Genomic DNA, 13,700 nt, shown 5'->3' with positions numbered 1-13,700 from the left:
ATGAGAAATTTCTATAACGCCAGGCGCCGCCCGCGCGGTTTTACCCTCGTCGAGATGGTCATCGTGATCGTCATCACGGGCATCATCGGCGCCATGGTCGCCGTCTTCATCCGCGTGCCCGTGCAAGGCTATATCGACACCACCGCGCGCGCCGCGCTGGCCGACACGGCCGACACGGCAGCGCGCCGCCTGACGCGCGACGTGCGGCTGGCCCTGCCCAACAGCGTGCGCGTGTCGAACGACGGCCTGTTCCTGGAATTGCTGCTGACCAAGACGGGCGGACGCTACCTGAGCGACAGCGATCCGTCGGGACCGGGCAGTGTGCTGAGCTTTGAGACCACCCCCGCCTCACCAGCTTTTAGCGTCGTCGGCGCCATGCCCGCAGATGCGCTGGGCGCGCGCCAGGCGATCAGCGTGGGTGACCAGATCGTTGTCTACAACCTGGGCGGGGCGGGCGCGCCGAACAATGCGTATGCCTGCAGCGCGGCGAATGGCTGCAACCGCGCGCCAGTCACGGCCGTGTCTGGCACTGTCGTCACCTTGGGCAGCTATCCTTTCACGACGGCGCCCGCGCCGCTGCCGTCGCCGTCGAACCGTTTCCAGGTGGTATCGACGCCCGTCACCTATGCGTGCGATCTGAAGAGCGGCACCTTGACCCGTTACGCGGGCTATGTCATCCAGGCTACCCAGCCGGTTGTGGAAAACACGGTCCCGCTGGAGGCGAAGAAGGGAGCACTGCTGGCGCGCCAGGTGGCGGCTTGCCGTTTCAGCTATGGCATTTTGGCCAACGTGCAGCGGGGTCTGGTGAATATCGACCTGAGCCTGGGGGCGGCGAACAGCAATACGGGCGTGCTGCGCCTGGTGCAACAGGTACAGGCGAGGAATACGCCATGAGGCGCTTGCTGCGCCATCGCGCGGGCCGCATGCGCGGTTTCAGCCTCGTCACGGCCATTTTCCTGCTGGTGGTGCTGGCCGCGCTGGCGGCCGTGATGGTGAATATCTCCACTTTCCAGCAGACGGAATCGGCCATGGACGTGCAGGGCGTGCGCGCCGAACAGGCCGCGCGCGCCGGTCTCGAATGGGGGCTGCAGCGGCAGATCAGCGCCGGCCTGACCGCTGGTGCGGCGTGCATCGGTCCGGCCAGTTTCAGCTTGCCGGCGGGCACGACGCTGTCGTCGTTCAGCGTCAGCGTGCAATGCAGCACGGCCACGGGGCCCGGCACCTTGACCAGCTGGACCATCACGGCCACGGCGTGCAACCAGCCGGGCACTGTCGAGCCGTTCTGTCCGAACGCGGGCAACAACGCGGACTATGTTCAGCGCCGCCTGCAAGCCGTGCTGTCGCAGTAAGATCAACTGCGTGCAAAAAAGATCGCTAATTTATTGTTTTTACACAATAAAGTTGGCTTCATGAATTAAAATTGGCTGGATGCATTAACTGCGCGACAAGATCGGGCAGGCACTTACACTGGATAGGTCGCATGGGTTTATTCGCAAGAGCAAGGAAGTATGAGGGTTGGCTGGCCACGGCGTTTGGCCGGGAAGGCGTCAGCGCTGTCGTTGTCGAACGTCCCGCCGACGGCATGCCGCGCGTGCTGGGCGCCAGTTACCAGGCGGCCGCGCGGCCGGCGCCGGCCGAGGTGCTGGAAAAACTGGGCAAGGACGTGCAGGCGGCAGCGCGCCACTGCACCACCGTGCTGGCCGGCGGCGAGTACCAGTTGCTGTCGCTGGAAGCGCCGTCCGTGCCGCGCGAGGAGCTGAAGACGGCCGTGGGCTGGCGCCTGAAGGACATGCTGGACTTTCCCTTGGCCGAAGCCACCATCGACGTGTTCGACATCCCCGGCGACCCGAACGGCACCCAGCGCGGCAGCAGCGTGTTTGCCGTCGCCGCGCGCAACAGCGCCGTGTCGCGGCGCCAGGCGCTGTACGCCGAATGCAAGATCGGCCTGTCCGTGATCGATATCCCCGAGATGGCGCAGCGTAATATCGCCACCTTGCTGGAAACCCCGGGACGCGGCATCGCCGTGCTGTATTTCGATGGCGACGGCGGCTTGCTGACCATGAGTTTCAATGGCGAGTTGTACCAGGCGCGCCGCATCGACGTGACCCTGACGCAATTGCAGTCTCCCGACGCGAGCCAGTATTACGACCGCGTCACCCTGGAACTGCAGCGCTCGTTCGACCACTTCGACCGCCAGTTTCATTTCATTTCGCTGGCCCGCTTGATGCTGATGACGGGCGCGGCCGACGGCTTGCACGCCTATCTGGCCGACAATCTCTACATGCCCGTCGAGCAGCTGGACCTGGCCACGGTGCTGGACTTGTCGCAGGCCGCCGAATTGCGCGACCCCGCCATGCAGGCGCGCTACTTCCTGGCCATCGGCGCCGGCTTGCGCGAGGTTGGCCTGCACCCGGGCAAGCATGAAGGGAAGGGCGCATGAGCCAGCAGATCAATCTGTTCAATCCCCAGTTTGAACTGCAAAAACACCATATGTCGGCGCGCACGGCCAGCCTGGCCCTGGGCGGCCTGGCGCTGGCCCTGCTGGCCGTGGGCGTGTTGGCCCAGCAAGCCTTGACCGGCCTGGAACGGCGCGAAGCGGGCGTCAAGGCGGCGCTGGCGCAAGGCGAGGCAAAGCGCGACCAGGCTTTGCGCGATTTTCCTCCACGCAAGAAAGATCCGGCCCTGGCGCAGGAACTGGCGGCCGTCGAGGCGCAACGCCAGTTGCTGCAGGATGCGTCGAACGTGCTGGAAAGCGGCAAGCTGGGCAATACCCTCGGCTATGCCGGCTATTTCCGCGCGCTGGCGCAGGCCAGGGTCGAAGGCGTATGGCTGACGGGCGTGGATATCGCCGGCGCCAGCAATGACTTCGGCTTGCAGGGCCGCGCCTTGCACGCGTCGCTGCTGCCCGCGTACATCACGCGCCTGGGCCAGCAGGAGGTGCTGCGAGGCAAGACCTTCGCCAGCCTCGACATTAACCAGTCCGGGCAGCCGGCCGTGGCCGAGGGCAAGGCGCCTGGCCTGCCGTATGTTGCGTTCAGCCTGCAGTCGGCCGACCGCGCCGCCGGCCCGGCCGGGCCTGCCACGCCGCCGAAACCTGTTACGGAAGGAACACGCTGATGCTGCCCTTGCTGAAGAAATGGGCCGCCGCCTTCGACGCCCTCAGCCTGCGCGAGCGGCTGATGGTGTTCGGCGCCGGTGCGGCCGCCGTCCTGTTCGTGTTCTATTTCATGAGCTTCAATCCCCTGCTGGCGAAACGCGCGGCGCTGGAGGCGAGCATTGCGCAAAAACAAAGCCTCCTGAGCGCCACCGACAAGGAAGTCGAGCTGACCATGCTGGCCCATGCCACCGATCCCGACCAGGAAGCGCGCACGCGCCTGGCGGCCTTGCAGGCGGAAACGGCGTCCCTGGCGCAGGCGCTGCGCGAGAAGCAGCATGGCCTGGTGGCGCCGGAGCGCATGGTCACCTTGCTCGAACACTTGCTGCGCCGGCACGCCGGACTGCGCGTGGTGTCGCTGAAAACCCTGCCCGCCAGCGCCGTGGGCGCGCGCCAGGCCGACAGCGCGAACGGCGATGCGGCGGCCAGGGCGCCGGCCCCGGCGCCACTGCTGCACCAGCATGGCGTGGAAGTGGTGCTGCAAGGCAGTTATGCCGACATGGTGCAATACATGCAGGCGCTGCAAGCGATGCCGACGCGCGTCTTCTGGGGCGCCGCCCACCTCGACGCCGCCAGTTACCCGGGCGCCACCCTGACCCTGACCTTACATACCCTCAGCATGGACGATACATGGATCGCACTCTGACCCTGGGTTCCGCGCTGCTGGCGCCCTTCCTGATCCTGAGCCTGGCATCGCCGGGCGCGCAGGCGCAGGCGCTCGACGATCCGACGCGCCCGCCCGCGGCCCTGTGGGCGCCCGCCGACGCCGCGCCCGTCGTCGCGGCCCGGCCGCAGCTGCAATCGGTGCTCGTTTCCACCCAGCCGGGCGGACGCCGCCTGGCCGTCATCGATGGCCAGACGGTCAAGGTGGGCGGCAAGGTGGGCGACGCCGTGGTGGTGGAAATCCGCGACACGGCCGTATTGTTGCGGCGTGGCAAATCACTGGAAACCTTCAAGCTGTATCCCAGCAGCAAGACCAATAACAAGGCCGATCGTAAGACCGATCGCAAGACCGACCGCAAGCAGGAGTAGAAGAAGTGGCCAAGCAACTCAATCAACACAAGGCGAGCATGTTCAAGATCAGTACGATGGCGGCTGTCATCAGCGTCAGCCTGGGCCTGGGCGGCTGCAATGTCGCGCCCGTCAAGCGCGACACCTATAATGCGATCACCGATGCCGTCAAGGGCGCGGCAGCCACCACGGCGCCAGCGGCCCAGCCGGACGCCGTGGAAGCGGCGCTGCTGCCGCCCGTGGCGGCCCTGGCCCAGCAATTGCCGAAGGCCCGCGCCGCGCTCGACGAGCGCTTCAACGTGGCGTTCAACAATGTGCCGGCGCGCCAGTTCTTCACTTCCATCGTGGCCGGCACGCGCTACAACATGCTGGTCCATCCCGACATCGGCGGCACGATTTCCGCCAATCTGAAGGACGTGACCCTGTTCCAGGCGCTCGACGCCGTGCGCGAACTGTATGGCTACGATTACAAGGTCGAGGGCACGCAGATCTACATCAAGCCCCTGACCATGCAGACGCGCTTGTTCCACGTCAATTACCTGACGGGCGCGCGCCGCGGCAGTTCCAACCTGCGCGTGTCGTCGACGTCGGTCGGTTCGGTCGGTTCGACCAATTCCGGCGGCTCGGGCAACAGCGGAAATGGCGGCAATAACAATCAGGGCAACAACAACGAGCAGAACCAGCAAACGAATGGCGGCCAGGGCGGCCGTACCCTGGACAGCAGCAACCTGACCACCTCGTCGACGGCCGATTTCTGGCCGGAACTGAAGGCGGCGCTGGAAGCCATCGTCGGCAGCAGCGACGGCGGCCGGCAAGTGGTGCTCAGTCCGCAGTCGGGCGTGATCGTCATCCGCGCCATGCCGGAAGAGTTGCGCAATGTCGACATGTATTTGAAGGCCACGCAATTGTCCGTCGACCGCCAGGTGATCCTGGAAGCGAAAATCCTCGAAGTCGAACTCAACGACAACACGCAGACGGGCATCAACTGGGCCTCGTTCGCCTCGATCAAGAGCGGCCACACGAACCGCATCTCGACGGGCTTCATCCAGCCGGGCGGCACCCTGGCGCCGCTGCCCTTCAATGGGGGCCAGCCGCCCAACATGACGAATGGCAGCGGCTTGACGGCCAGCAGCGGCTTCGGCCTCAGCTCGGCGGCCAACTCGGCCGGTTCCATGTTCGGCCTGGCCTTCCAGACGGCCAATTTCGCGGCCATGATTTCCTTCCTGGAATCGCAAGGCTCCGTGCATGTGCTGTCGAGCCCGCGCATCGCCACCATGAATAACCAGAAGGCCGTGCTGAAGATCGGCACGGACGAGTTTTACGTGACGGGCGTGTCGACCACGACGAATACGACGGCCAGCGGCGCGACGACCAGCCCCAACGTGACCTTGCAGCCCTTCTTTTCCGGCGTGGTGCTGGACGTGACGCCGCAGATCGATGCGGATGGCAACATCATCCTGCACGTGCACCCGTCCGTCAGCCAGGTGTCGACTATCAGCAAGGAAATCGACCTGGGCAGCGCCGGTTCCCTGAAACTGCCGCTGGCCGCCTCCAGCACGTCGGAGATGGACAGCATGGTGCGCAGCCAGGACGGCCGTATCGTGGCCATCGGTGGCCTGATGCGCCAGGCCACGACGTCGGACCGCTCGCAAGTGCCGGGCGCGGGCGACATTCCCGTGCTGGGCGCGCTGTTCCGCAACACGGGCCAGGTGATCCAGAAGCGCGAGCTGGTGGTGCTGATCAAGCCGACCATCGTCGATGGCGCCAATAGCTGGAACGAGGACTTGCTCGATTCGGGCAAGCGTATCGAGGCGCTCGACCCGCGCCGTCCGTCGGAGCGGCGCTAAATGTACCAAGCCCATTTCGGCTTGCGCGAGGCGCCGTTCGGCCTCACGCCCGATACCAGTTTCTTCTTCAACGGCCCGCAGTCGCAAAAGGCGCTCAACACCTTGCTGGTGGCGGCGCGCAATGGCGAGGGCTTCATCAAGATCACTGGCGAAGTGGGCACAGGCAAGACTTTTCTTTGCCGCAAGTTCATGCAATCCTTGGGGCCGGACTTCGTCACGGCCTACATCCCGAATCCGAACTTGTCGCCCCGTTCGCTGATCCTGGCGCTGGCCGAAGACCTCGATGTCTTGCTGGAAAAGGATATTGAGCAGCATCAGTTGCTGCGCGCACTCAACTTGCGCCTGCTCAACCTGGCGGCGCAAGGCAAGCGCGTGCTGCTGTGCCTGGACGAAGCGCAGGCGATTCCCGTCGACAGCCTGGAAGCGCTGCGCCTGCTGACGAATCTGGAAACGGAAAAGCGCAAGCTGCTGCAGATCGTGCTGTTCGGCCAGCCGGAACTGGACGTCAAGCTGGCCCTGCCGGAAATCCGCCAGCTGGCGCAGCGCATCACCTTTCACTATCACCTGGGGCCCTTGTCGCGCGACGACGTGGATTTTTACGTGGCGCACCGCCTGCGCGTGGCCGGTTTCGATGGCGCGCGCCTGTTCAGCCGTGGCGGCGTGGCCAAGCTGTACCAGGCGTCCGGCGGCATCCCGCGCCTGATCAATATCATGGCGCACAAGGCGCTGATGGTGGCGTACGGCGAAGGGCGGCAGCAGGTCGGCGGCCGCCACGTGGCGCTGGCCGCCAGCGACACCCTGGCCAGCAAGCCGCGCCGCTTTTGGCGCAGGCCGTGGCCATGGCTGGCCGGCGCCGGCGTGCTGGCCGCCGCTTGCGGCGCGAGCTGGACTTTATTGAACCGATGACGAAGATGAGCCTGTAGATGAGCCTGATTAACAAGATGTTGCAAGACCTCGATGCCCGTGGCACCCCCGATGGACGCGGCGACGCGGCCGGTATCCGCTCCGTGCCCGAACGCGAGCGGGGCGTCTCGCGCGCACTGGTCTTCGGCGGCGCAGCGGGCTTGACGGCCGCCGCCATCGCCCTGGGCTGGGTCTACCTGAAGCGCCCGGCCGTGCCGCCCGTGCTGGTCAGCGTGGCCAGTACGCCGGTGTTGGTTCCAGTGCCGGCACCGGCGCCTGTCGTCGTTGCACCCGCGCCCGTACCCGCTGTGGCGGCGGAACCCGAACCCGTATTTCAGACGGAGGAAGCCACCCCCGCGCCCGCCAAGCTGCGTGCCGCCGACATGCGCCGCATCACGCAACAAGCCGTCAAGCCTGCTGGCGCGCCCGTGGTGAAGACGGCCGCGTCCGCTGTGAGTGAACGTATCATTGATGGAAAACAAGTCACGCCGCAGCAGCGCGTGGAGAATGAATACTGGCGCGCGCTGGCCCAGTTGCAGGATGGCCGCGTCTCCGACGCCATGCTGGCCTTGCAGCAAACCTTGCAGCTGGATCCGCGCCACCAGGGCGCGCGCGAAACCCTGGTGCGCCTGCTGCTGGAAGCGCAGCGTCCCGACGAGGCGGCGCGCCAGTTACAGCTGAGTTTGGCGCTGGACCCGAAACAGCCGGCGCAAGCGATGATGCTGGCCCGTTTGCAGCTGGACAAGGCCAATGGCGGCGCGGCGGCCCTCGACACCCTCATGCGCAGCTTGCCGTACGCCAGCGACAGCGGCGAATACCACGCCTTCCTGGCCGGCGTGCTGCAGCGCGAGCAGCGCTACCGCGAAGCGGCCGAACACTACCAATTGGCCCTGCAGGCGGCGCCCGACAACAGCGTCTGGTGGATGGGCCTCGGCATCGCCTTGCAAGCCGACAACCACCCGGCCCAGGCGCGCCAGGCGTTCGAGCGCGCCAAGGGCTTGCAAACCCTGTCGCCCCAGCTGCAGGCGTTTGTCGAGCGCAAGCTGGTGCAGCTGACGGCGGCGGCTGCCAAGTAATTTTTACCTCAATGAAAGAAACAGCTTGAAGCCTCTGCATCTGCTCATCGTTCTTTGCTGCCTGGCCAACAGCGCCCAGGCCGCCCCCGCCAGCGCGCCTGCCAGCTACGTTCTTGAGAATACGGAAGTGCGCGACCTTCGCGCGCAAGCCTTGAAGCGCGATTACCAGCTGTATGTCGCCTTGCCCGATTCCTATCGGCAGGGCAATAAGCGCTATCCGGTGCTGTTCGTCGTCGACGCCAATTATGCATTTCCCGTCGTGCGCAATATCGCACAGCGCCTGAACAAGCATGCGGGGATGGAAGAAGTCATCGTGGTCGGCTTGTCGTACGCCAACGGCGATGGCGGCGTGTACAGCCGCCGCCGCGATTACACGCCCACCACGCCGCGCAAGCACGATTACCGCTCGGACATGCCGGGACGGCAGCCCGCGTTCGGCGAAGCGAAGGCGTATGGCCAGTTCATCTCGGGCGAGGTGTTTCCCTTTATTGCGCAGCACTATCGTGCGAACATGCAGCGCAAGGTGTTTATCGGCCATTCCTACGGCAGCTTGCTGGGCCTGCAATTCCTGCTGACGGAACCGCGCACCTTCGAGCACTACGTCCTCGGCAGCCCGTCGCTGTGGTACGACGCCGGCGTCATGTTCGACCGCGAACAGGCGTATGCGGCCAGCCACAAGGACTTGCCCGCGTCCGTGTTCTTCGGCATCGGCGGCCTGGAAAAGTTGGCGGCGGGCAAGAAGCGTTCGCGTTCGGAAGAGGACGCCGACATGGTGGCCGACTTGCGCGAATTCGATGGAAAGTTGACATCGCGCAAGTTCCCCGGCCTGAAGACGCGCTTGCGCGTCTTCGCGGATGAAGATCACGCGAGTGTGTTTCCTTTCGTGCTCACGCATGGATTGCGGGCGTACTTGACGTCCGCAAAATGAAGGACGGTCACGGGCGCATCAATGTCGGCAGGATCAGCTTGGTCAGCAATTTTTCGCTGATGCCATGGGCGTCGCGCACCTGGAAGTTGGTCGTGGTGATGACGACCACGGCATCGAGTTCCGGCAGGACGAGCACTTTATTGCCGCCGGAACCCGCCATGCCATAGCTTTGCACCGTGCGGCCATTGGCCGTGAACGGTTGCAGCCACCACAGGTAGCCGTAGTCCATGCCTTCGCGCGCGTTGGCGTGGGGCGCGATCGAGCGCTTGACCCACTCGGCCGGCATCACCTGCTTGCCATGCCAGCGCCCGCCGTCGAGGTAGAGCTGGCCAAGCTTCATCAGATCCACGCTGCGCAGCTGCAAGCCGCCGCCCGTCATGGCGCTGCCCTTGGGCTGGAATTGCCATTTCACCTTGTCGATGCCAAGCGGCTTGAACAGATTGGCGGCGGCGAAGTCCGGCACGCCCTGGCCGCTCACCTTTTCAAGCAGCGGTCCCAGCAGGGTTACGCCGGCAGTGCAATAGCTCCAGGCGCGGCCGTACGGCGATTGCTCGGGGCGGGGCTGCCATTCGGGAAACCCGCGGATCGGCAGGTCCGCCACGAAGCGGCTCCAGTCTTCCACCAGATACATGCGCTCTTCATTGCCGCGCGAATGCTGGTTGTCGTCGTCGCACTCAAGCAGCGAGCTCATGGTCAGGAAATCCTCGACCGTGATCTTGTCCTTGCGCGGGTCGGCATGGGCCAGCGGGCGCAGTTCCGGAAAGTAGGGCAGGACGGGGGTGTCGGTGCGCAAGAGCTTGCGCTCGATGGCCAGGCCGACCAGCATGCCGGCCACCGTCTTGCCCACCGAGCGCGTGTTGCGCAGGCTTTCGGCGCCATCCTTGTCGAAGTAGTGTTCGTAGAGCAGCTTGCCATGCTGCGCCACCACGACGCTGGTGACCTGCTTGAAGTCGCCCGCTTCGATGGCGGTGGTGACGCCGTCCAGCTCGCCTGCGTGGACGCTGCTGCCGAAGGCGAGAAGAAGGGGTAGGTATCGCAACATGGTGTACTCCTGAGTTGGAAAAGTGCAGTCTAGTCTTGTAAATTGGGCATTGTCTTGGACGTTTGAAACATTTGGCGGCGATAGTTGCTGGGCGTCATGCCGTAGCGGGCCTGGAAGGCGCGCGTCATGTGGCTCTGGTCGGCAAAGCCCACGCTCAGCGCCACGTCGGCCATGCTCAGTTCCGGGCGGCGCAGCAAGCCGCTGGCCTGGTCGACGCGGCGCCAGCGCAGCAGGTCGCCCGGCGAACAGCCCCAGGCCTGGCGGAACACGCGGGCCAGGTGCACGGGATGCACATCCAGGGCGGCGGCCACGTCGGCGATGCGCAGATGCGTGTCATTGGCCAGGTCCATCACGGCTTCATACGCCTGGTGGGCCCAGCCGGGCAGGGCGGGGCGCGCCTGCCGGGGCGCCTTGTGCAGGCTGGCCAGCATCTCCCACGCGCCCGCTTCGAGCAGGGCGCCGTCGCCGCCGCGGCCCACTTCGCGCGCGAGCCGGAACGCGGCGGCCGCGCTGGCCGTATCGCGCAACACGGTGGCGCACTCCTGGGCCGCATGCAATTCCTCGGCGCCCGACAGCAGGGCAGGGTCGAGCGATACCGTCATGAAACTGCCCTTGCCATCGACGAAGCGGTCGCGGTGCGTCGTGCCGGCAGGATTGAAGACGAGGGTGGGCGAAGGCGCGCGCGGCGGGGCGTGCAGGGCGCTGGAAATATACGTGCCGGACAGAACGAAGACGAAGTGGGCATCGTCATGCCGGTGCGTTTCGACTTCATCCTCGCCACGCGTGGCCTTCAGGCGGCGGATGTCGAAAATGCTGCCGCGCGCGCCGTGATGCACGTCGCCATAGAATTGGCCGGATTTGAACTGGAGTGGAGTGGTCATATCGACATGGTATGTGCGGCCGCCCTGACGGGCGAGCGCGGGACGACGAATGGCGCCAGACGCAGGATGAACGGTCGATTCGGGGGAATGCACGGGATGTGGGACGGCGGCTCAGGCCGGTTTTGCGTGGCCGCTGGCAGGCGTGCAGGGGTGCCGGGGCGGCTATGTGTAAAATTTGCGCAGCGTCCAGATGTCGCCATCGATACTGGATCGCGCCAGGGGCGAGCCGCTGGAATGCCGGGCGCCGCCCGCCAGGCAGTGCCAGCGTCGTCATGAACTCTCCGACCGCCGGAAGCGGTCATCGATAAGGTCAGGTGCAATGCGTACATTGAATGAATTACTGGATAGTGAAGACCCGGCGTTTCCGCTGATCCGGCAATGGGCCAGCGAGGCCGACATCCCGGTGGAATTGCTGCCGCCCTCGGCCGGCAGGGAAGATGTGCTGCTGAGCCTGCAGGTCACCACGCGTTCCCCCCTTGGCGCGATCGCCTATGAAACGGGCGGCATCCTGGTGGATGACGGCTGGCTGCGGATATTGGGCTCGGGACATGGCAAGCTGGAGCGGAACATTGCTACGTGGAACGAAGGAAAGGCCGAGGGCTTTCTGTTGGTGGCCGACGACGTGCTCGGCGGCTTTTTTGCCATCAACGGGGGCGCACTCGGGGCCGACCAGGGCAAGATGTATTACCTGGCGCCCGAGACACTGGCGTGGGAAGCGCTGGAGATCGGCTACACGGCGTTCGTCGAATGGGCTTTTACTCGCCAGTTGCGGCAGTTTTACGGCCGGCAGCCCGGCGATGCGCAGGAGTTTGATGAATTACCCTTGCCCGGCGACCTCTGCCTGAATTTTTATCCGTTTCTGTGGACGCAAGAAGGTTCCCTCAAGACCAGTTCGCGGCGCGCCATTCCCGTGGAAGAGCAGTGGGCGCTTAACCTTGATCTGCAACAAAAGTTGCTGGACGCTCCTGCGGGCGCGAACTGAGGCATGGCTTGCGGGCGTCTTTGACGGCATCGCCCTGCGCATCCCGGGCCGGCGAAATGGCATTTCAACCCCCGATTCGAGCGCTTTGTCGCAATGGCAGGCGCGAGAAAAGGGCAAGGGGATAGCATACGGTGGGCTTTCTCGCGATGCGCCGCCCGCCAGCGAGTGTCCGATACTGCCGCGGCAGGCATCGGACGCTTCTCAATGACCTCGATCAGGATGAATACGCATGAAATTGACCCTTCCACATGTCCTTGCCACTTGTCTGCTGGGCGCCTTGGGCGCGATCGGCAGCGCGCACGCGGCTCCCGCCGATGCCGAACTGGTCGCCTTGGTGCAACGCCATGCGCAGGCGCAGAGCAACTTTGATCAAGTGGCCTTGAACGCCATCACGGCGGAGAATTATGTGGAAATATCGCCGGTCGGTGAGGTGGACGGGCGTGCCAAAATGCTCGCCTTCTATGCGCCGGAGCAGAAGCGGCCGAGTCCCCAGCTGCAGGTCGATGAACCGGTGGTGCGCCTGTTTGGCGATACGGCGCTCATCTCGGCGCGGCTGTCCTACCGTCTCAACCAGGATGGGGTAGCCCGCAATTTCGCCCTGCGCGCCGGCTATGTTGCTCGGCTTGTCGACAAGCAATGGCTGCTGGTCAGCGCACAGTACACGGGCATCCGCCCGCCGAAACCGTGAAGTGAGCCGTAGCTGATGCCCGGCGTTGCCCGGCCAGCCTACAGCCGCGCCTCGTCGCCCCACACGTGCCGCATGCTGAAATGCATGCCGGCATCGTCTTCGTGCAGCGACGAGACGATGGCGAACTGGCTGTCGCCCGTGTCGCGCGGCGTCATCTGCGATAGCTCGGCGGCGGCCAGCGGCGCGCCCAGCGGGTCGCTGAGCGGATGCACGTGGCCGGCGCCCCGTTGCGTCACCACTCCCAGTTCGCCGCTGCGCAGGCGTACCAGGGTGCCGGGTGGATACTTGCCCAGCAGATTGACGAATTGCTCGCCCAGCAGCGGGTCGATGGGCACGCCCTGGTCGAGGAAGATGTGCTGCAGCGCCTGGTCGGGGACGATGGAACGGCGGTAGTTGCGCGCCGAGACGCGGGCGCAATAGCGGTCGGCCAGGCCGATCAGCTTGGCGTTTTGCAGGATTTCATCGGCCGTGCGCCCCTGCGGGTAGCCGCTGCCGTCGTCGTTTTCATGGTGCAGCAGCACGCAGCTCAGCCATTCCTCGTCATCGACGCCGGCGCAGCGCAGCAATTCCGTGCTTTCCTGCGGATGCTGGCGCACGATGCGCATTTCATCGTCGTTCAGGGGGCCGCGCCGGTCCTGGAAGCTGTCGTGGTGGCGCAGCATGCCCACGTTCATCGTCAGCGCGGCCGCGCCGATCAGCAGCAGTTCATCGTGCGACTTGTGCATGCCGCGGCCCACCAGCATGGCCAGCAAGGCTGTTTCGATGCAGTGGCGCACGGCGTAGCTGCCGGCGATCTGGTTGAGCAGGATGCTGGCCAGGGCGATATCGGCATCGTGTTCGAGCGCGCGCAGCAATTCGCGGGCGATGTCGCGCACGTCGCGCTCGGCATTGCTTTCGCTGCGCAAGTCCAGCAGCAGCCGTTCCAGGCGCTGCGCCGCCTCATTGAGCAAGCGCAAGACGGATGGCTGGTCCGGCGCGCCCACGTACAGGCCCAGCTGCAGCAAACGGCCCAGCTGCGTGCCATCCGTGATGATTTGCCCCTTGCGCAGTTGCGGGCCGGCACTATGGTCAGCCAAAAACAGATCCCAGGGCAGGGGTTCGCCGGGAACCAGGTCGGCCGGGCCGATGCGACGCTGTACCATCTGTCATCCTTTGCCCCGCCGCAGCGAAGCCATGTTCAGTGCTCGG

15 protein-coding genes are annotated in these 13,700 nt (G+C 65.3%); 12 read left to right on the top strand and 3 right to left on the bottom strand.

Features of this window, described 5'->3' with window-relative positions; all coding sequences use genetic code 11:
• From O3300_RS05655 to O3300_RS05610, 10 genes are all read left to right on the top strand, one after another.
• On the top strand, nt 1–894 hold the full coding sequence (locus O3300_RS05655) for a prepilin-type N-terminal cleavage/methylation domain-containing protein (RefSeq protein WP_305052347.1): 894 nt from the start codon (nt 1–3) through the stop codon (nt 892–894).
• Nucleotides 891–1,349: an agglutinin biogenesis protein MshP gene (locus tag O3300_RS05650; protein WP_099667525.1), complete on the top strand. Its 459-nt coding sequence runs from the start codon at nt 891–893 to the stop codon at nt 1,347–1,349. The genes O3300_RS05655 and O3300_RS05650 overlap by 4 nt, the downstream gene beginning before the upstream one ends.
• Nucleotides 1,350–1,480: 131 nt before the next feature.
• Nucleotides 1,481–2,440 (top strand): agglutinin biogenesis protein MshI, encoded by a 960-nt coding sequence (locus tag O3300_RS05645; RefSeq protein WP_305052346.1) that lies wholly within the window; start codon nt 1,481–1,483, stop codon nt 2,438–2,440.
• Complete coding sequence (locus O3300_RS05640; protein WP_305052345.1) at nt 2,437–3,117, top strand: MSHA biogenesis protein MshA; 681 nt, start codon at nt 2,437–2,439, stop codon at nt 3,115–3,117. The genes O3300_RS05645 and O3300_RS05640 overlap by 4 nt, the downstream gene beginning before the upstream one ends.
• Nucleotides 3,117–3,800 carry a type II secretion system protein GspM gene (gene gspM / locus O3300_RS05635; RefSeq protein ID WP_251348317.1) on the top strand — a complete coding sequence of 228 codons (684 nt, stop codon included), beginning with the start codon at nt 3,117–3,119 and terminating at the stop codon, nt 3,798–3,800. The genes O3300_RS05640 and gspM overlap by 1 nt, the downstream gene beginning before the upstream one ends.
• Entirely contained in the window at nt 3,785–4,186 is a 402-nt protein-coding gene (locus tag O3300_RS05630; RefSeq protein WP_305052344.1) for an MSHA biogenesis protein MshK, read from the top strand. Before gspM ends, O3300_RS05630 begins: the two co-directional genes overlap by 16 nt.
• 38 nt (nt 4,187–4,224) lie before the next feature.
• A complete protein-coding gene (gene mshL / locus O3300_RS05625) occupies nt 4,225–6,012 on the top strand; it encodes a pilus (MSHA type) biogenesis protein MshL (RefSeq protein ID WP_099668476.1) in 1,788 nt (595 codons plus the stop codon).
• Nucleotides 6,013–6,918: an ExeA family protein gene (locus tag O3300_RS05620; protein ID WP_305052343.1), complete on the top strand. Its 906-nt coding sequence runs from the start codon at nt 6,013–6,015 to the stop codon at nt 6,916–6,918.
• Between the two features lie 17 nt (nt 6,919–6,935).
• The gene (locus O3300_RS05615; RefSeq protein ID WP_305052342.1) at nt 6,936–7,991 is read left to right on the top strand and encodes a tetratricopeptide repeat protein; all 1,056 of its coding nucleotides are present in this window, start codon (nt 6,936–6,938) and stop codon (nt 7,989–7,991) included.
• A gap of 25 nt (nt 7,992–8,016) precedes the next feature.
• Complete coding sequence (locus O3300_RS05610; RefSeq protein WP_305052341.1) at nt 8,017–8,919, top strand: alpha/beta hydrolase; 903 nt, start codon at nt 8,017–8,019, stop codon at nt 8,917–8,919.
• Between the two features lie 7 nt (nt 8,920–8,926).
• On the opposite strand, the gene O3300_RS05605 is transcribed toward O3300_RS05610, so the two are convergent.
• Both O3300_RS05605 and O3300_RS05600 read right to left on the bottom strand, forming a co-directional pair.
• Nucleotides 8,927–9,961: a serine hydrolase gene (locus tag O3300_RS05605; protein ID WP_289910473.1), complete on the bottom strand. Its 1,035-nt coding sequence runs from the start codon at nt 9,959–9,961 to the stop codon at nt 8,927–8,929.
• Nucleotides 9,962–9,990: 29 nt separating this feature from the next.
• Nucleotides 9,991–10,842, bottom strand: a complete 852-nt coding sequence (locus O3300_RS05600; protein ID WP_099667531.1) for a helix-turn-helix transcriptional regulator — start codon at nt 10,840–10,842, stop codon at nt 9,991–9,993.
• Nucleotides 10,843–11,161: 319 nt separating this feature from the next.
• Between O3300_RS05600 and O3300_RS05595 the strand changes: the two genes are divergently transcribed.
• Nucleotides 11,162–11,824, top strand: a complete 663-nt coding sequence (locus O3300_RS05595) for a DUF2625 family protein (protein WP_305052340.1) — start codon at nt 11,162–11,164, stop codon at nt 11,822–11,824.
• 229 nt (nt 11,825–12,053) lie between these two features.
• A complete protein-coding gene (locus tag O3300_RS05590) occupies nt 12,054–12,512 on the top strand; it encodes a nuclear transport factor 2 family protein (RefSeq protein ID WP_305052339.1) in 459 nt (152 codons plus the stop codon).
• A gap of 38 nt (nt 12,513–12,550) precedes the next feature.
• Here O3300_RS05590 and O3300_RS05585 read toward each other — a convergent pair whose 3' ends face one another.
• On the bottom strand, nt 12,551–13,654 hold the full coding sequence (locus O3300_RS05585) for an HD-GYP domain-containing protein (RefSeq protein ID WP_099667534.1): 1,104 nt from the start codon (nt 13,652–13,654) through the stop codon (nt 12,551–12,553).
• Nucleotides 13,655–13,700: the final 46 nt, after the last annotated feature.

The organism is Janthinobacterium sp. SUN206, from assembly GCF_030587305.1.
Lineage (GTDB): Bacteria > Pseudomonadota > Gammaproteobacteria > Burkholderiales > Burkholderiaceae_D > Janthinobacterium > Janthinobacterium kumbetense.
The sequence above is the reverse complement of the archived record's forward strand: the minus strand, read 5'-3'. Positions and strand labels throughout refer to the sequence as shown.

Excerpts from the sequence above, each read along its gene's own strand:
- O3300_RS05655 (WP_305052347.1), top strand. The coding sequence starts at position 1 with ATGAGAAATTTCTATAACGCCAGGCGCCGCCCGCGCGGTTTTACCCTC.
- O3300_RS05650 (WP_099667525.1), top strand. The coding sequence starts at position 891 with ATGAGGCGCTTGCTGCGCCATCGCGCGGGCCGCATGCGCGGTTTCAGC.
- O3300_RS05645 (WP_305052346.1), top strand. The coding sequence starts at position 1,481 with ATGGGTTTATTCGCAAGAGCAAGGAAGTATGAGGGTTGGCTGGCCACG.
- O3300_RS05640 (WP_305052345.1), top strand. The coding sequence starts at position 2,437 with ATGAGCCAGCAGATCAATCTGTTCAATCCCCAGTTTGAACTGCAAAAA.
- gspM (WP_251348317.1), top strand. The coding sequence starts at position 3,117 with ATGCTGCCCTTGCTGAAGAAATGGGCCGCCGCCTTCGACGCCCTCAGC.
- O3300_RS05630 (WP_305052344.1), top strand. The coding sequence starts at position 3,785 with ATGGATCGCACTCTGACCCTGGGTTCCGCGCTGCTGGCGCCCTTCCTG.
- mshL (WP_099668476.1), top strand. The coding sequence starts at position 4,225 with ATGTTCAAGATCAGTACGATGGCGGCTGTCATCAGCGTCAGCCTGGGC.
- O3300_RS05620 (WP_305052343.1), top strand. The coding sequence starts at position 6,013 with ATGTACCAAGCCCATTTCGGCTTGCGCGAGGCGCCGTTCGGCCTCACG.
- O3300_RS05615 (WP_305052342.1), top strand. The coding sequence starts at position 6,936 with ATGAGCCTGATTAACAAGATGTTGCAAGACCTCGATGCCCGTGGCACC.
- O3300_RS05605 (WP_289910473.1), bottom strand. The coding sequence starts at position 9,961 with ATGTTGCGATACCTACCCCTTCTTCTCGCCTTCGGCAGCAGCGTCCAC.
- O3300_RS05600 (WP_099667531.1), bottom strand. The coding sequence starts at position 10,842 with ATGACCACTCCACTCCAGTTCAAATCCGGCCAATTCTATGGCGACGTG.
- O3300_RS05595 (WP_305052340.1), top strand. The coding sequence starts at position 11,162 with ATGCGTACATTGAATGAATTACTGGATAGTGAAGACCCGGCGTTTCCG.
- O3300_RS05590 (WP_305052339.1), top strand. The coding sequence starts at position 12,054 with ATGAAATTGACCCTTCCACATGTCCTTGCCACTTGTCTGCTGGGCGCC.
- O3300_RS05585 (WP_099667534.1), bottom strand. The coding sequence starts at position 13,654 with ATGGTACAGCGTCGCATCGGCCCGGCCGACCTGGTTCCCGGCGAACCC.